General features: G+C 68.5%; 16 protein-coding genes. 3 read left to right on the top strand and 13 right to left on the bottom strand.

Annotated elements, in window-relative coordinates:
- Positions 1–67: 67 nt before the first annotated feature.
- From C457_RS11560 to rqcH, 3 genes are all read right to left on the bottom strand, one after another.
- A complete protein-coding gene (locus tag C457_RS11560) occupies positions 68–772 on the bottom strand; it encodes a DUF4013 domain-containing protein (protein ID WP_008094830.1) in 705 nt (234 codons plus the stop codon).
- A 67-nt stretch (positions 773–839) separates the two neighbouring features.
- Positions 840–1,547 (bottom strand): DUF4013 domain-containing protein, encoded by a 708-nt coding sequence (locus C457_RS11555; protein WP_008094828.1) that lies wholly within the window; start codon positions 1,545–1,547, stop codon positions 840–842.
- A 186-nt stretch (positions 1,548–1,733) separates the two neighbouring features.
- Entirely contained in the window at positions 1,734–3,842 is a 2,109-nt protein-coding gene (rqcH, locus tag C457_RS11550) for a ribosome rescue protein RqcH (RefSeq protein WP_008094827.1), read from the bottom strand.
- A gap of 108 nt (positions 3,843–3,950) precedes the next feature.
- Between rqcH and C457_RS11545 the strand changes: the two genes are divergently transcribed.
- The gene (locus C457_RS11545) at positions 3,951–5,300 is read left to right on the top strand and encodes a hypothetical protein (protein ID WP_008094826.1); all 1,350 of its coding nucleotides are present in this window, start codon (positions 3,951–3,953) and stop codon (positions 5,298–5,300) included.
- Here the strand turns inward: C457_RS11545 and C457_RS11540 are convergent.
- Positions 5,267–5,683: a hypothetical protein gene (locus C457_RS11540; protein ID WP_008094825.1), complete on the bottom strand. Its 417-nt coding sequence runs from the start codon at positions 5,681–5,683 to the stop codon at positions 5,267–5,269. The genes C457_RS11545 and C457_RS11540 overlap by 34 nt on opposite strands.
- Positions 5,684–5,757: 74 nt before the next feature.
- On the opposite strand from C457_RS11540, the gene C457_RS11535 reads away from it, so the two are divergent.
- The gene (locus C457_RS11535; RefSeq protein WP_008094824.1) at positions 5,758–6,201 is read left to right on the top strand and encodes a GNAT family N-acetyltransferase; all 444 of its coding nucleotides are present in this window, start codon (positions 5,758–5,760) and stop codon (positions 6,199–6,201) included.
- A gap of 9 nt (positions 6,202–6,210) precedes the next feature.
- Here the strand turns inward: C457_RS11535 and C457_RS11530 are convergent, their stop codons facing one another.
- The 6 genes from C457_RS11530 to C457_RS11505 form a co-directional block, all read right to left on the bottom strand.
- Positions 6,211–7,434, bottom strand: a complete 1,224-nt coding sequence (locus tag C457_RS11530; RefSeq protein ID WP_008094823.1) for a mechanosensitive ion channel family protein — start codon at positions 7,432–7,434, stop codon at positions 6,211–6,213.
- A 226-nt stretch (positions 7,435–7,660) separates the two neighbouring features.
- Positions 7,661–9,319, bottom strand: a complete 1,659-nt coding sequence (locus C457_RS11525) for a tRNA uridine(34) 5-carboxymethylaminomethyl modification radical SAM/GNAT enzyme Elp3 (protein ID WP_008094820.1) — start codon at positions 9,317–9,319, stop codon at positions 7,661–7,663.
- Between the two features lie 129 nt (positions 9,320–9,448).
- Positions 9,449–11,671: a DHH family phosphoesterase gene (locus tag C457_RS11520; RefSeq protein ID WP_008094819.1), complete on the bottom strand. Its 2,223-nt coding sequence runs from the start codon at positions 11,669–11,671 to the stop codon at positions 9,449–9,451.
- 126 nt (positions 11,672–11,797) lie between these two features.
- Positions 11,798–12,325, bottom strand: a complete 528-nt coding sequence (locus tag C457_RS11515) for a YIP1 family protein (protein ID WP_008094818.1) — start codon at positions 12,323–12,325, stop codon at positions 11,798–11,800.
- A gap of 83 nt (positions 12,326–12,408) precedes the next feature.
- Positions 12,409–12,996 carry a thymidine kinase gene (locus tag C457_RS11510; protein ID WP_004061202.1) on the bottom strand — a complete coding sequence of 196 codons (588 nt, stop codon included), beginning with the start codon at positions 12,994–12,996 and terminating at the stop codon, positions 12,409–12,411.
- Between the two features lie 118 nt (positions 12,997–13,114).
- Positions 13,115–13,693, bottom strand: coding sequence for an NADPH-dependent FMN reductase (locus C457_RS11505; protein WP_008094813.1), 579 nt, complete (start codon positions 13,691–13,693; stop codon positions 13,115–13,117).
- Positions 13,694–13,791: 98 nt separating this feature from the next.
- Between C457_RS11505 and C457_RS11500 the strand changes: the two genes are divergently transcribed.
- The gene (locus C457_RS11500) at positions 13,792–14,133 is read left to right on the top strand and encodes a DsrE family protein (RefSeq protein ID WP_049913560.1); all 342 of its coding nucleotides are present in this window, start codon (positions 13,792–13,794) and stop codon (positions 14,131–14,133) included.
- Positions 14,134–14,146: 13 nt separating this feature from the next.
- On the opposite strand, the gene C457_RS11495 is transcribed toward C457_RS11500, so the two are convergent.
- From C457_RS11495 to C457_RS11485, 3 genes are all read right to left on the bottom strand, one after another.
- Positions 14,147–14,791 (bottom strand): helix-turn-helix domain-containing protein, encoded by a 645-nt coding sequence (locus tag C457_RS11495; protein WP_008094809.1) that lies wholly within the window; start codon positions 14,789–14,791, stop codon positions 14,147–14,149.
- A 34-nt stretch (positions 14,792–14,825) separates the two neighbouring features.
- Positions 14,826–15,830: an alpha/beta fold hydrolase gene (locus C457_RS11490; protein ID WP_008094807.1), complete on the bottom strand. Its 1,005-nt coding sequence runs from the start codon at positions 15,828–15,830 to the stop codon at positions 14,826–14,828.
- 108 nt (positions 15,831–15,938) lie between these two features.
- Positions 15,939–16,856, bottom strand: coding sequence for an A/G-specific adenine glycosylase (locus C457_RS11485; protein ID WP_008094805.1), 918 nt, complete (start codon positions 16,854–16,856; stop codon positions 15,939–15,941).
- Positions 16,857–16,881: the final 25 nt, after the last annotated feature.

The raw sequence follows: 16,881 nt of genomic DNA, 5'->3' as shown, positions 1-16,881 counted from the left end.
CGCGGTCACCCGTCGCGAGTCGGCGTCGCGGACGCCAACCCGGCCGCCGCCTGCCGCCCTGCGCCGCTCACCAGCCAGTCGACTGCGTCGGCTGCTGGCTCTTGCCGGTGGCGTCGGCGAAGCCGCGGGCCCACAGGTAGTACGTAATCACCTGCACGTAGAACAGGACGAAGAGCCCGACGACGATGACCGAAAGGAGACCCCCGATGAAGCCGAGCACGACCGCGACGACGAGCGCGAGCAACCACGCGACGGCGTACTCGCCGGTGAACGCGCCCGAGAGGATAGTACGCACGTCGAAGCCGGCAGCGAGATTCCCCTCGATGGCGAAGTTCGCCCCTGCGGCCGGCCCGAGGTAGGCCGCGAGCAGGCTGAGCACGAACACGAGGAGGCCGAGGACGACCGAGACGATACCGAGCCCGACGCCGCCCGCGGAGGACGCCGCCGCGCTCCCCGTCGCCGCCTCGGAGACGGTGAAGGTGCCGATGCCGATGATGACCGAGAGCAGCATCGACGGGACGATGGCCACTAACGCCCAGACGAACGTCACCACGAACAGCTTCAGGCCGTCGACGAACAGGCCGCCCCAGTCGGTGAACGAGGGCGCGGCCCGCTCGCCGTTCGCGGCCGCCTGCATCGCCCTGACGAAGTAGCCCTGCAGGATAATCCCCGGGAGTATCAGAACAGAGAGCAGCGAGAGAACCCCGCCGATAATCGTCGTCGCAACCCAGTCGTCGCTTCGCTTGAGAAACCACAGCGCGTCGGAGAGCATACCGTTGGGGTGTCGCGCCGCTAGCGGCTTAGATATTCCGTCGAAAATTCGGGTTTTCGCTGACAGTTCAGACGGCGGGCTGTTCGCCCGGCGTCTCGCCCTCGTCCATCATCTCGATGTCGTGGAGTTCGCCCCACGTCTTGCCGATGATGTAGTAGGCTGCGACGGCCGCGTAGAACGTCACGAACGCCCCGACGACGAAGCCGAGAAGCGGGATGACGTTCAGGACGCCGACCACGATGGACGACGCGAACAGCACCGCGAAGGCCGTGAGCCACGCGGTGGCGTACTTGCCCGAGGTCAGGATGGGCCGGAGCGTGCCGAAGTCGAACGCCGCGCCCATGCGGTCGGTCTCGGCGTAGTTCGACAGCGCCGCCGGGATGAGGTACGCGGCGAGCAGGCCGAGGACGAACGCGAGCAGGAGGCCCACGAGCGCCACGATGCCGCCCAGCGCGCCCGCGGCGTCGGAGCCGCCGGCCGCCGCGCCGACGATGCCGGCGAAGCCGAACACGCCCGCGATGATGGCCGGGACGAGCGCGTAGACGAACACGATAGCGAAGCCTTTCACGCCGTCTATCGCCATGTCGCCCCAGTCGTCGAACACCGGGGGAACCTCGTCGCCCTTCATGGTCGCGCGAACGACCCGAAGGAGATAGCCGATGACGAGGAACGTCGGGACGATGAGGAAGCTCAACAGGCCGAGGACGCCGCCGATGAGGACCGTCTTTACCCAGTCCTCGCCGTTTCGAAGGTAATTGAGTGATTCTGAAAGCATTGGGATTCACCGAGCGCCACCACCCACCCACCCACCGGCCGTTCGGCCGAATGTGAGATTCGCGGGTTGACACGCGCGCTCGAAGCAACATTACGACGAGAAAGTATATAATCTTGTACCCGACGCAACCGAATAATTGAATATTAAGCCGTCTAGCGTCTGATTACCGGGGGACGGCGTCGACGTTCACTCGTCGACGATGTCGCTGCCGCCCGGCGGGAGGAACTCCTGAATCTGGTCGGGTGATGCGATTTTTCTGACGAACGACTTGTCGGCGAAGCGCTCGCGGAGCCGGCGATAACACAGTTTCGCGGCGTCGTTCTGGGCGTACTGCCCCGGCGTGAGCGTCAGCGTCGTCTCCGCGCGCGCCTCGATTGCCGACGGCGGACCGCCGATGACGCGCGTCTCGTCCTCGCACTGGATGCCGACCGCGACTTTCGCGGCCACGTCCTCGAAGTACTCGCGGTCGCCGCGGATGACGAAGCTCCCCTTCTCGATGTACTCGCCCGACTCGGGCGTCTTCGACACCTGCGAGGGCTCGACCATGTAGGCGTCGTCGGCGAAGCGGCCCTCCTTCCAGATGGAGGAGTACGAGACGGCGAACTGCGCGGCCTCGCGGAGCGTCTCCTCGGAGAAATCGACCGCCTGCGCGGGCTCGCTGGGCCCCGTCGCCTTCAGGAGCGTCACCGGCCCGCCGTGGGCCTGCGTGTGGAAAAAGCGGTCGTGCTTGCTCATGTACTTCTTCACCAACTCCTCGTTTTGGTCGGCGTTGCGGCCGCCGACGACGAGGTAGCCGCTGGAGGTGTGGAACCAACGGAACCGCTCGAACCAGTGTTCCGTGGACTTGACGGGGACCGAATCGAGCGCGAGCCAGTCTGTCTCCTCCGGCTCTTCGTCCTCGTCGTCCTCGTCGTCCTCGTCGTCGTCGGCCTCCCACTCGTCGCGGCGCTTCTTCACGGCCGCGAGCTCCTCGCGAGTGTCCTCGATGGCGGCCAGCGCGCCCTCCTTTTTCTCCTCGATGCGCTTGGCCTCGGTGTAGAGGCGGTCGGCGTTCTTCTCGACGCCCATCGACACCTCGAGGGTGACGGTCGCGTCGTCGAGGTCGACGGTGACCGTGCCGTTCGCGCCGTCGACGTTCGTGACGGCCTCGGCCTCGGGGATACCCTGTTCGGCTCCCTCCGCAAGCGTCTCGCCGATGTCGTCCCACGGGACGCCCTCCTCGCGCGCGCCGCGGACGGTCGACAGCACGTCGTCGACGAGGTCGTAGTTGGCGTACAGCAGTTCGGCGCGCTCGCGCTCGTCTTGGGCCTGCTGTTCGAAGCCCTCGATTGCGCCCTCCTGCTGGTCGATGATGCGCTGTTGCTTGGCGATTTGCTCCTCGAAGTCCGGGCGGTCAGAGGTCGCCTCCTGCTCGTCGGCGGTCAAATCGAGCCGGAAGAAGTACTCGTCGAGTGCGTCGTTGAACGTGTCGTAGGCCTCCTCGTCGAGCCCGGCGTTCTGGTGTTCGCGCAGGGGGAAGGGCGTCACGTCCACGACCTCGCCGTCCTCGTCGAGATAGAGCCGCGGGTCGAACTCCCCGGAGCGCACCTGCTGGCGGAGGTCGACGATGGCATCGTAGACGGCGTCGTAGTCGTCGGCGGTCGCGTCGGCGATATCGAGCGTCTTCTCCACGCCCGCGCGGGTACACAGCTCTTCGGCGTAGAGGCCGCCGAGGTTCAACTGGGTGGCGAGCGTCCGCACCACGTCGGTATCGGACTGCTCCATATTCCGGCCGAGGGCGTCGCGGCTGACGGTGAGGGGGTCGAGCCGCGAGGCGGGGTACTCGTACTGCGACCCCGGAGCGACCGTCCGCGACTTGAGCCGCACCGTCTCCAGACTGCGGACGACTTCGCCCGTCTCGTCGAGCACCGCGATGTTGCCCTGTCCGAACAGCTCGACGACGATTTTCGTGTTCTCGTCGCCGCGCTCGAACGTGAACGTGAGGATGCGGTCGAACTCGTACTGCTCGACGCCCGCGAAGTCGGCCCCGTTGAGCCGGTTTCTGAGCATCATCGCGAAGTTCGGCGGCCGACCGGGAGCGTCCGGCACGTGCTCCTGTGCGGCGAGGTGCGCGCGCTTTATCTCGCCCACTTCGAGGAGGAGTTCGAGCCGACCGCGGTCGAAGTCCCGCATCTTGAGGCGAAGCAGGTCGTCGCCGTAGAGGTACGCCTTGTCGACCTTCGCGCCCTCGTACCGGTTCAACTCGGTGACGAGGGCCGCGAGGTCGACGCTCGTGAGTTCCCGCTTCGGGTCCATGGACTCGCTTTTTGGCGGCGAACGAAAAGGGGTGTCGTTTCCGCGGGTTCTGCGACCGCCCGAATCGGGGAGAAGATACTTATCAGCCAGCCAGAATGTATTCGGTGAATGCGTCCCCGCACCCTCGCTCTCGCCGCCCTCTCCCTCCTCGTCGCGCTGGCCGCACCCCCCGCCGGGAGCGTCCCCGCCGAAGGGCGACCGCCGCCCGAGGCCGTCTGCGGCGTCTGCGGCGAGACGTTCGAGGAGGCAGGAGACGCCGCAGGCGTCCCGCTCACCGTCGAATCGAGCGCGCTTCGAGTCCGCGTCGGCGACGACGGCGTCGGCACGTGGACCGCCCGCGTCGAACTCGACGACGAGTCGGCCGCGACGTTCCGCGAGAACCCCGAACAACTCGAACGCGTCGTCCGCCGAACCTTCGAAGAACACCGCGTGTTCACCGACGACCGCAGACGCCTCGAAACCCGGATGGACGGCGACACCGCGGTCGTGACCTTCGAGGTGCCCGGGATGGCGTATCGCGGCTACGGGGACGTGCTGGTCGTGGATTACTTCCACGACGACGAGGTCAGCGGAACCGTCTACGTCGATGCTGACCGATTCGTCGTCACCGGCCCCGAGGAGTCGGCGCTCCTCACCGCGCCCCCCGGGACGCGGACCAACGAGACGGCCGCCGTCTGGAGCGCCGACGACGGGGATCCGTCCAGCGTCGGAAGCCAGACGTACCTCACGTTCGGCCCCGACGCGGGGCTGGCGACCACGGCCGCGGCCTACGCGAGCCTCGCCGCTGACTCGGGCCCCGGCGTCCTCACGAACGTCGCGTGGGTCGCGTTCGTCCCGACGCTCGTGCTCACCATCGGCGTCCTCCTCATCCGGCACTTCGACCGCCGGTTCGACGGCGACCGGGGGGCGCGGCGGTTCGGCCCCGTCGTCGCGGGACTCGGCGTCCTGTGGGGCCTCTGCCTCCTCGTCGTCCGGGCGTTCTCCGGGAGCGTCGCCGCGATGGCGTGGCTCCTCGCACTCCAACTCCTCGCGCTCGGCGTCGTCTCGGCGGTTCGCCCCAAAGCGCTCGGATTCCGTCGTCTCGTCGCCGCGACCGTCGGGCCGCAGGTCGCGCTCGCGGTCGCCACCGCGGTCGCGATGCCGGGACCGAATCCGTGGTTCTCGCTCAGCGCGCTCGCGTTAGAGGCCGCCGTCGTGCTGTTTCTCCCCCTCGGCTACGCGGCCCGGCGCGGCGGGAGCACGCGCCCGCTGTCGCTCGCCATCGTCGCCGCACCCGTGACCTTCGCACTTCCACTGGTCCCCTTCGGCGGCTACGGCGTCCTGTTCGTCGGGATACTGCTCGTCGTCTGGGTGCTAGTGACGCTCGCGACCGGGTCGCTCGTCTACCGGCTCGGCTGGGCGCTCGGCGGCGAGTCGGCGCGGGGTCACGCCGACGACAGTACGCGAGCGGCGGCGTAGCGTCCGCCGAAACCGAGCGCGAATCCGACGGCCGCGAGGAGTCCGCCGGCGACGAGGCCGGTCGCGACTCCCTGCCAGAGCCCCATGCTCGGCGTCGTCAACTCGGCCGCGCCGAGCGCCGCGAAGAAGCCGAGTACCGGACCAGCGCCGAGTGGGAGCGCCCCGAAGACGCCGTCGCCGCGGAGCGCACCGACCGCGCCGCCACCGAGGCCGAGCGCGACCACGGGCCACAGCCGGAGCCCGAACGGGTACGAAAGCGGACCGACCGCGTCCGGCGGGAGGTGCGTGACGAAGACGACCGCGAAGAGGACGACGCCGCCCAGTTGATGCTGTCGGACGGGCGCGTCCTCGCGTCCGAGGAAGAACCTGTCGAGCGTACTCACGGACGTTAGTCAGTGGAACGACATGATAAAACCCGCTCCGCAACCGTCAGGTGGCCGCCCGCGGAACTGCTTCCATGAGCGAAACCGAGGTCCGCGTCGCGGTCAGCGAAGGCGAGCGCGACGACGCCTTCGCCGTCCGAAAGGCCGTCTTCGTGGACGAACAGGGCGTCGACGAGGAACTAGAGTGGGACGAACACGACGACCCGGACGCCGAGGCGGTCCACTTCGTCGCCTACCGCGGCGGCGACCCGGTGGGCGCGGCCCGCCTGCGCGAGTACGAACCCGGCGTCGGCAAGGTCGAACGCGTCGCCGTCCTCGAATCGGCTCGCGGCGAGGGCTGGGGGCGACGACTCATGGACGCGCTCGAAGCCGAGGCGCGCGAGCGCGGGTTCGACTCGCTTCTGCTCCACGGCCAGACGACCGCGGAGGGATTCTACCACGGCCTCGACTACGAGACGACGAGCGACGAGTTCGACGAGGCCAGCATCCCGCACGTCGAGATGCGAAAATCGCTGTAGCCGGGACACCTACTCCTTCGAGACCGACTTCTCCACCGGCCGACTGCGACGGGCCTCTCGGAGCTGGAAGCCGTCCGACTCCTCGCGGGCGAGCAGTTCGCGCTGCGGGTAGGGTATCTTGATTCCCTCGCGGTCGAACGCGAGTTTCACGCTCCGAAGCACCTCGGCTTTCGCCTGCGCCCGACGCGGGGCCGAGGGGTTCGTAATCCAAAAGCGGAGTTGGAGCCCGATTGACGAGTCGCCGAACGTCGTCGGCATCACCTGCGGTTTCGGCACGTCCTCGACGAACTTGAGGTCGGTGAGCGCCTCCTCGGCCACCGACTCGGCGTGTTCGATATCGGCCTCGTAGTCGATGCCCACATCGAGGCGAAGTCGGAGTCGGTTGCGCTTCGTCCGGTTGGTTATTTTCGCGTTCGTCACGCGGTCGTTGGGGAAGACGACCGTCTCGCCGTCGGCGTTGCTCAGCCGGGTGTTGATGATGGTGATGTCGGTGACGATGCCCTCGGCGTCGTCTATCTCCACCCAGTCGCCGAGTTCGAACGGCCGGGAGAACATCAGCACGAAGCCCGCGATGAGCGACCCGAGGGTCTGTCTCGCGGCCATCCCGACCACGATACCGAGGAAGCCCGCGCCGACGAGCAGGCCGCCGATTCGGACCTGCCAGACCGTGAGCGCCGCCATCCCGACCGCGAGGAGGACGACCAGTTGGAGGACGCGGAAGACGATGCCCTGCTGGTGGGCGTTGATGTTGTCCGAGGCGGTCGCGTACGAGTCCAATCGCTCTTCGAGGACGTTCGTCCCGACGAGCGCGCCGGCGAACAGCGCGACCGTGGCCCCGAGTTTGACGGCGTTCGGAACCGCGACGGCGAGCACCTCGGCGAAATCCGCGGCGAGGCCCGTAAAGCCCCAGAGAAGCAACAGTGACAGCGCCGCGCCGACGAAGACCGCGAGTTGGAGCGTCCGGACGACGACCGTCGCGGGAAACAGCCACGCCGCGTCGGTGACGGCGTCGGGAACCCGCGGGTGGTCCAACACTCGCGTTCGGAACTCGGCGGTCGCCCGCGAGACGAGTCGCGGCGCGAGGAAGACCGCGATTCCGAGCGCGAGCGCCACGAGCGCCGCCGAGATGCCGAGCCGTTCTTCGGTCGAAACGAACTGTGCGAGCGCCGAGCGGAGGTCCTGAAGCCACGTCGTCGCCTGCCCCTGAACCGCCGCACCCCCCTGTGGTGCCATTCTATCGACTGCGGTCGGCCGAAAAGTAAAAACGTGGCGGAGCGACAATCAGGGGTGAGAATCGGCCGGTGAGGGTGTTTTCGTCGGCTACAGCCGCTTCGACACGTAGCGCCCACTTTTTCCGGGACTCGCTACGCTCGTCTCGCAAAAATCTGTCTTCGGGAGCGACTGCGACCGAAGGCTCGTGAGGCACGGCCTCACGGTGGACCAAAAATCCGACTATTCCCTACAGCCGCTTCGACACGTACGGACCGTCCTGGTGGTAGCCGAGTTTCTCCTTGTAGTACTGCCGGACGCCGATGCCCGAAATGACCGAAATCTTGTCGTATCCGGCGTCGCGGGACAGTTCCTCGGCGTGCGCGAGGAGCTTCTTCCCGTAGCCCTTGTGCTGCCAGTCGCCGTCGGCACCGATGCCCGCCTCGGAGCCGTAGACGTGGAGTTCGCGGACGAGCGCCGCGTCCTGCAGTTCGCGGCGGACCGGGTTGCCGGGGAACCGGAGGCGACAGAAGCCGACGAGCAGGTCCTCGACGGGGTCCTCGAACGAGATGAAGTGCTCCGTGCCGCCGGCGACCTCGTAGGTCATCACGTCGAGTTCGATTCGCTCTGGGTCCGGGTCGGCCTCGTTCATGCCGACCTCGCGGGCGCGGATGTCCCGCTGGACGATACCTCGTTCCTCGGCGCGCTGGGCGGCCAGTTGTCGGAGGTTCGACTTCCAGACGCCGGCGTCGATGAAGTCCGCGGGGATGTCCCGCTGGACGCGCTGGAGGCGGGTGTACTTCGGAATCATGCCCATGACCTCCGCGACGATGTCGGCGGCCTCCTCGTTGTTCAGCGGCTCGTACTCGTCGCGACGCCACATGTCGTAGGTGATGGTGTCGCGGACGATGAGCGTCGGGTAGATTTTGAGGTAGTCGGGCCGCCAGTCGCTGTTTTCGAACAGCTGGCGGAAGTCCTCCAGACACATCTCCTTGGTCATGCCCGGCTGGCCGGGCATCATGTGGAAGCCGACCTTGAACGCCGAGTCGCGGAGGCGGCGGTTGGCGTCGATGGAGGCCTGCACGCCGTGACCGCGGTGCATCTCGCGGTTGATTCGCTCGTAGGTCGTCTGGACGCCGACTTCGACCTTCGTCGCGCCCAAGTCGAGCATCCGGTCTATCTGCTCGGGGTCGCACCAATCCGGCTTCGTCTCGAAGGTCGTCCCGATGTTACGGATGTCGTTCGTCTCGTTCTCGGCGATGACGTCCTCGATGTACTCGAACTCGACATCCTCGGGGTCGGGCTTGAACGACCGGTCTTCCGCCGGTTCGGGCTCCTTGTCGAGGTCGTAGTCGTTCATGGCTTCGAGCGCCCGCTTGACGAACCACTCCTGGTAGTCGTGGCTCCGGGCGGTCATCGTCCCGCCCATCAAGATGAGTTCGACCTTGTCCACGGGGTGGCCGATGTGTCGAAGCTGTTCGAGGCGGAGCGTGACCTGCCCGTAGGGGTCGTAGTCGTTCTGGACGCCGCGGGCGGCCGCGGGCTCGTGGCCCGTGTACGACTGCGACGAGGAGAACTCGCTCGCGGGGCCGCCGGGACAGTAGAGGCACTTCCCGTGGGGGCACATGTGCGGCGAGGTCATGATGGCGACCGGCGAGACGCCGGAGGCGGTGCGGACGGGCTTGCGCTGGACGACCTCTTTGACCTCCTCGCGTCGGTCCTCGGGCGCGTACTGCAGAATCTCGGCGTTCTTCGGAACTTTCGGCGAGGAGTGTTCCGAACAGGCGTCGAGCTTTGCCGATTCGAGGTCGTCGCGGTCGACGTCGCCCGCGAGGATGCGGTCGACGAGCGCCTCGCAGGTCCGCTCGAACGCCTCGGACTCCGTCTCGGTCTCGGCGCTCACGGACACACCTCCCGTTCGGCGACGTGGTGGCGGTTCATGGGCGCGAATCGGGTCGTTTCGTGGATAAGCGTGTCGCTCGGGAGGCTGGAATACAGCCCTCCGTCGAACCGCGCGAGGAGGAGTCTGGATTGCGGCTTAGAACTGCTCGGCGGCGGCGTCGAGGACGGCTTCGAGCGCCTCGTCGCGCGCGCCGGTCAGGAACTCGATGCGACCTTCGCGGATGCCCGCGGCGGCGAGGCCGGCGGCGGGCGCTTTCTCGGCGGCCGACTCGACGACCGCGCGGAGGTCGAGGTCGCCCGTCGAGCGCAGGTAGAGTTCGTCCATGCCGAGCGCGACGGTCACGAAGGCGTCACCCTCGCGGGTGCGGCGGTGGAGTTCGTCCACGAGCAGGCCCGTCGGCGGGAAGTCGAAGCGGTGACTGTAGGCGTCGGAATCGAGGACGGCCACGGAGATTGCGCCGACGTCGCGGCGTTCGAGGTTCGCCTGCGCCGTCTCGATTTCGTCTTCGAGCTTGATGCGGAACTGCTCGGAGACGTGGCCGGCGAGGCCCTCGTCGGCGTCGAACAGCAGGTCGGCGATGAGTTCGCGTTTGTCCTGATAGGACTGGTAGTAGGCTTCCAGCGCGACGGCCTCGCGGAGTTCGCGGACGCGGTCGGCGTCGAAGCCGTGGGACTCGGCGAGGTCGAGGTACTGTTGCGGGCAGTTCTCCCAGTAGCTGACGGCGGGGAGGTGCGACACGTCGTCGCGGATGTCCTCGTTTACGGCGACAGAAAGCGTCGACGCGAGCGCGCCGACCGAGAGGTCGCGGGCGTCGGCTCCCTCGCGGGCGGGGTTGACGAGCACGTCGACTTCCTCGGCGACCTCGTCGTCGGCGGGCGCGGCGTCGACGACGACGCGCTCGGAGCCGTAGACGCCGAGCAGGCCGAGGCCGTCGAGGGACTCGGCGGTCGAGCCGGCACCGAGGAGAAGCACGAGCGGGAGCTTCTCGTCGTGGCGGTCGCGGTCTTCGAGCATCCGCGTCACGTCGTTCGTGGCGGCGTCCATGCCGTAGACGGCCTCCTCGAGCGGGCGACGGGTGAAGTAGTGGTACTCGGCGTCGTCACGGGGGTGCTCGTCGCGGATGAGCGGGAGCACGGCGCGCTCGACGGCGGCGCCGGCGACGTAGCCGTCGGCGGTGGCCGTGTGGCGGACGACGATGGGGCGCGATTCGAGGACGGCGCGGCGGATGGCCTCCGCGGCGTCGAGCAGCGACTTGCCGACGGCGGCGACCGGCTCGTGGGCCGCGAGCGGCGCGACGGCGTCCGGTCGGGCCTCGTCCGAGAGGGCGTCCGCGAGGCGCTGGGCGACGGTGTCGGCCTCGTCGCCGTCGAGAATCGTCAGCTCCTCGGTCTCTATCTGCAGTTCGCCGCGGCGGCGCTCGACCTCGCCGTCGATGCGGACGTAGTCGCCCACTTCGACTTCGGGGTACGCACGGACGCCGGCCTCGACGAAGGCCGCGCAGTCGGCGATAGCCGTCTCGTCGCGGAGTTCGAACACCGTCGGGCCGCCGGTCTGGCGGACGCTGGCGATTTCGCCCTCGACGCGAATCACGTCGCCGACGCGGTCGTCGATGCTGCCGAGGGTCACGCGCTCCGCCTCGTCGGCGTCGGCGTCAACCTCGGTCTCGGCTTCCTGCTCGGCGTCGGTGTCGTCCTGCTCGGGCTCCGACTCGGACTCGGGTTCGCTCTCCGGTTCCGCCGGTTCCGCTTCGACGTCCTGCTCGGACTCGCCGTTGGCGGCGATGTCGTCGACGACGTCCCCGGCGGTCGGCGCGCGGTCCTCGTCTCCGGCGTCGGACTCGGACTCGGACGCGGCGTCCTGTTCGGGCTCGGGCTCGGGTTCGGCTTCCTGTTCTGGCTCCGGTTCGGTTTCGACCGTCTCGGACGACGTGCTCGCGCCGGCTGGCTTCGCGGTCTTGCCCGTCTTCGGGCGCGTCTTGACGGCCGTCGGGCCGTCGCTTTCGGCTTCCTGCTCGACGGGCTGGCCGTCGGCGTCGCCGTCGGGGTCGTGGATGCGAGCGCCGCGGAACTCCGAGTCGGACTGGCGAATCGACCAGCCGAGGTCGATGTTGCCGTTGTCACGGACGTTCTTCACCTGAACGAACACCTCGTCGCCCGGCTCCCATTCGAGGGATTCGAGGCGGCGGTCGAGTTCGCTGCGGTGCAGTAATCCGGTCACGTTCGAAGCGAGGTCGACGAAGACACCGAAGTCGGCGTACCCGTCGACGGTGCCTTTGTAAAATCGGCCGGGGACGAGCTGGTGGGGGCTATTGCCCCGGAATTCGAACCAGACGTCCTCCTCGTGCGTAATCCAATCCATTGCGTTGAGCAAACAACCCCTAACTAAAACGATTGTCGAAAAACGCTCAGGGGAGAGTGGCTCGTGTGCGGGCGGGAAACCGCCGCTCCGTCGGTCGAAACGCGGGAATTCGAGGCGAGGTTCGGCTCAGACGAGCGCGAGCGCCGCGGCGAGTTCCGAGAGGGCGCGGAAGCCGCCGAAGGCGTAGCCGAAGACCACGCCGGCGGGGACGGCCGCGGCGAGCGCCGCCTTCGGAACCGTCGTCTGATGGACCTCGCTGATGCCGACGACGAGGAGCACCGCGCCGTAGACGGCGCACAGCGCGCGGACGCCGGGAATCGGGAGGCTGGCGAAGGCGCACGGCGCGGCGGCGTAGGCGATGACCTGCACCGTCTCGCTCACCCCCGCGCGGCGGGACAAAAGCGGGATGAGAAGGGCCGTCTGGATGGCCGCCGTCAGGTGGAGGAGCGCCGGCGCGACGAACAGCGCGACGACGAGCAGGGCGACGAGCGCCGAGACGAGCGGGCCGCCCTCGATGGCCGGAATCGTCGCCGGCTCGAAGGCGAACCCGAGGCCCTGATAGGCGAGTGCCACCGCGATGGCGAACACGAGGCCGGGCGCTTGGTCGCCGGGGGCGACGCCGTCGCGGAAGAACTGGCGGGGGCGAACGACCACAGCGACCCACGCGCGGAGGATGCCGGTCAGCCCGCGGTCGCGGCCCTCGCGTGGGGTTTCGACCCAAGTAGTCACGCTAGCCTCTAGTCCCGCCGGAGGGTATGACAGTTCCGGCACCGCGCCTCGTAGGACTCCTCCGCGCCGACGAGGATAGTGGGGTCGTCTACGTGCGCGGGCTCGCCGTCGATGAGTCGCTGGTTCCGTGTGGCCGGCTCGCCGCAGACGGTGCAGATGGCCTGCAGCTTGTCGACGTACTCGGCGAGCGCCATCAGTTGGGGAAGCGGGTCGAACGGTTCGGCGCGGAACGTCTGGTCGGTCCCGGAGACGACGACGCGCTTGCCGTCGGCGGCCAGCGCCTCGCACACGTCGACCAGTTCGGCCGAGAAGAAGTTGGCCTCGTCGATGGCCACCACGTCCTCGCCGTTGAGTTCCTCGGCGATTTGCCAGACGCCCTCGCCCTCGGAGGGGACGACGCTCGCCTCCCACGAACGACCGGCGTGAGAGCCGACCGTCGTCTCGCCGTAGCGGTCGTCGAGCTGGGGTTTGAACACCGAAATCTCCTGACCCGCGATTTCGGCCCGGCGGAGGCGTCGGAGGAGCTCCTCCGTCTTCCCCGAGAACATAGAGCCGGAGATGACCTCTATCCATCCGCTCTGCGTGATGGCGTGCATATCCTGACTGGGGGACGAGGAGGGTCAAAACGATTGTTCATCTGCCGCGACGGTCGGGAGTCGAGACGGGTCGGTCGACCGAACCCACGCCGCGTTCGAAACAGCGCGTGGCGACTGCTCAGTCGTCCGCGCCGACGTTCTCGCCGCTTTCGAACGTCGGCGGCTCGGGCTCGATGTTGGCGTAGACGACCGCGTCGCGGCCGAGTCGCTCGACCCGCTCGCGCAGGTCCTCGCTCACGAGGTCGTCGCCGTCGAACGACGAGGAGACGCGAGGGATGGCGACCTGATGGGGGAGCACCCACGAGTTCAGCGACCGGCAGACCGACCGGAGGTGTTCGAGGGCGGTCACGGGAAACGACCCGCCGGCGACGGCGAGGAGGCCCACGGTCTTCTCGCCGAACTCGTCGAAGCCGCAGTAGTCGAGGGCGTTCTTGAGGACGCCGGAGTACGAGCCGTGGTAGACCGGCGTGCCGAGGATGACCGCGTCCGCGCCGTCGACGACGCGGACGAGTTCGGCCGAATCGCCCTGCTCGTCGTAATCGGCGTCGAGCGGCGGGAGGTCGTACTCGCGGAGGTCCACGAGTTCCGTCGTACCGCCGGCGGCCGACGCGCCGGCGAGGGCATGTTCGAGCGCCAACCGGGTGTAGCTGTGGTCGCGGAGACTGCCGCAGATGGCGACCACGTGTGGCTGCGTCATACCCTGTATCTCCGAGAGCGCCGTGAAAATCTCGTCGGCCGCAGTCGAGCGTGTCGGACGGGCACAACACACAGGAACCCGGACCGCGAAAACCAACCGTGAACGTCGTCTTCCACGTCTCCAGCGCCGACCTCGGCGACTGGCGGCACGCCATCCGCAACGTCCGAAACCTGCTCGACGACGAGACGGTCGAGACAGACGAGGTCACGCTTCTCGCAAACGGCGACGCGGCGCTGTTGTTCCTCGCCGACTCGCCCGTCCGCGACCGCCTCGACCCGCTGTTCGAGGCCGGCGTTCGCTGTTGCGCCTGTCGAAACTCGCTCGACGGCCGCGGGTTTGACGCCGACCAACTGGCCGACGGCGTCGAGGTCGTTCCCTCGGGCGTCGGCGAGCTCGTGGCGCGACAGGCGGCGGGCGACGCCTACCTGAAGGTACCGTAGGCGTCGGCGCGCGTCACCCCGAACCGACGAACTCCCGGAGCACCGTCGCCTCGGCCTTTCGGAGTAGCTCGCCGGCCGTGCTCGTCGAGCAGTCGAGCGCGTTCGCCACGTCCGCGACCGACCCCTCGCGAGGGATTTCGTAGTAGCCGGCCGACACCGCGGTCTCCAGCGCGGCCCGCTGTCGGTCGGTGAGCTGCGAGGGGGCCCGCCGCCGGTCGAAGGGCTTCACGCGCTCGACCGTGAGGTCGCCGAGCGCCGCGATGTCGTCGTAAAACGCGCTGAGCGCCGACACCTCGCCGACAGCCTCGAACCGGACGGAGCCGGTGGCGTGGAACACCACCGGCGGGAGGAATATCACTCGAGCGTCGGCGATGACCCCGAGAAGCGGGTCCGCGAACTCGTAGTCGCGCTGGTGGAGGAAGCCGTAGGTCCCCTCAGCTCCCTCGACGAAGTGCGCCCGAACGAGCGAATCGACGTCCGAAACGAGCGCGTCGGCCGCGTCTCGGTCGCCGTCGAACCAGAACAGCGTCGTCGCGTCGGCCGTCGGACTCCACATCAACAGCTCCGCCCGGTCGACCGGCGAGTCGCGCATCATCCCGCGCTGGAGCGGGTGGACCAGCCGGTCCGGGTAGTCGACCGAGAACTGGGCGTGTTTCATTCCGTTTCGAACGACCGTTTTTCGGTCCGGTATATCAAACGCAGTGGTGCGATTCGGCGGCGGCGGTCGGCTCCGACGAGCCGTCCGAAGCGTCCGGGTCGAGCGACCCCGCGGCGCGGCGTTGTTCGTCCAGCACGCCGGGGGCGCTCCGGAGGAGCGTCCGGAGGTGGTCTGCGCCGCGCACCTCTCGAAGCCGCGCGCCTGGTACCTCCGGTTCGAGGCGTCTCGCGCCGGCTATCGAGACGTTCGTGTCGGCGTCGCCGTGCCACAGAGACACGCCGGCCTCGATGTCGTCGAAAGGAATCCCCCACGGCGCGGCCGCGGCCCGGAAGTCGCAGAGTACGCCCCGCCGCGAGCGACTGACCGACGCCGCGAAGTCGTCTCGAACCACCGCGGCGACCCCGTCTGGAACTGCTCCGGTCGCGTCGTCGGCCGTGTACTGCGCGACGACGAGCGAGGGGTCGAGCCTCCCGGCGAGCCACGCCTGCCCGCGGAAGAGATAGCTGAGGAGCGCCGGCGCGTTCGTCGCCAGCCACGACAGGAGCCGTTGCGTTCGGGGCGTCTCCTCGCTCGCTGCCGGTGGAACCGCCCCCGCGACGACGCTTACGTGCCGAACCCTGTCCGGCCGCGCCGCCGCGACAGCCAGCGCGTCGCGGCTCCCGCCGGAGAACGCGACCAGCCCCGCCGACTGCGCGCCGATGTCGTCGAGAAGCGCGTCGAAGAACTCCGCGGGTGCAGGTGTCGCGGGTCGCTGGCTCGGGCCGTCCGATTCTTCGGGTGTCGGGCGCGGCGACGACAACCCGTAGCCGGGTCTATCGGGCGCGAGGACTCTGATTCCGCGTTCCTCGGCCGACGCGTCGAACAGTGCCCCGAGCAGGCGCGACCCCGGCGCGCCGTGGAGAAACACGACCGGGATGCCGTCGGAATCGCCGTACTCGGCGTAGGCGAGTCGCCGCCCGCCGTCCAGCGTGAGGGTCTTTGCTTCGGCGGACTCCGCGGCTTCGCGAGGGTCGAACGACGACGCGTCGCGTGTTGCCATCGACTGTACGTAGTCGGAGACGAGGAGTGCGACTGGTGCCGGACTAGTGCGGTGGGATAACTACGAGCGGCGAAACAAGCGCGGCGAGAACCACCGGCGGAGCGCGAACTACTTCGCCAGCGAGACGCGGACGCCGTCGTCGCTCTCCGCGACATCGACTAACCCGTCGGATTCGAGGTCGTCCACGAGGCCGCGGAGCCACTCCGTACCCGTGTCGCCGCCGTAGTCGACGCGGACCCGCGGCCCCAACTCCGAGAGGCCGAGTTCGTCGTACTCGCCGAGCACTCTGACGACCCGACCGCGGAACTGCCGCCGACTCCCTTCGAAACTCGGCTGGGTCGGCACGTCGGGCGCGGTGAAGTCGCCCGTCTCGTAGGCGTGACAGAACCGCCGCCACGGACAGCCGGACTCGTCGCAGGACGGCGTCTTCCCGCAGGCGACCCCGCCGAGTTCCATGATGGCGTTGTTCCAGACGCGGGACTCGCCGTCGGGCATGAGTTCCGAGGCGGCGGCCTCGAAGGCCGCGTCGTCGTCGGGGACCGCGAAGGCGCGGTGCAGCACCCGCTTGACGTTGGTATCGACCACCGCGTCGCCGTTGTTGAACGCGAAGGAGGCGACCGCGTTGGCGGTGTAGGGGCCGACGCCCATCAGCTCCGAGAGGCCGTCGGGCGTCCGTGGGAACTCGCCGCCGTGGTCTTCTTCGACCTGCCGGGCGGCCTCGTGGAGGTACTTCGCGCGGTTGTTGTACCCCAGTCGGTGGTTCGTCCAGAAGCCCACCACGTCGGCGCGGTCGGCCGCCGCGAGGTCGGCCGTCGTCGGCCACTCGTCGAGGAACGCCTCCCACGCCTCGACCACGCGGCCGAGTTGGGTCTGCTGGCTCATCACCTCGGAGACGAGAATCTCGTAGGGGTCGTCGGTGCGCCGCCACGGGAAGTCCCGGTGGTCGGCCTCGTACCACTCGGTGAGCGCGGACTGGACTGCTTCGCGGTCGAGGTCGGCGGGGAGTTCGGACGGCGCGTCGCTCATCGCCCCGGCTTGGGACGGCCCGCGT

Source organism: Haloferax prahovense DSM 18310, from assembly GCF_000336815.1.
Lineage (GTDB): Archaea > Halobacteriota > Halobacteria > Halobacteriales > Haloferacaceae > Haloferax > Haloferax prahovense.
The sequence above is the reverse complement of the archived record's forward strand: the minus strand, read 5'-3'. Positions and strand labels throughout refer to the sequence as shown.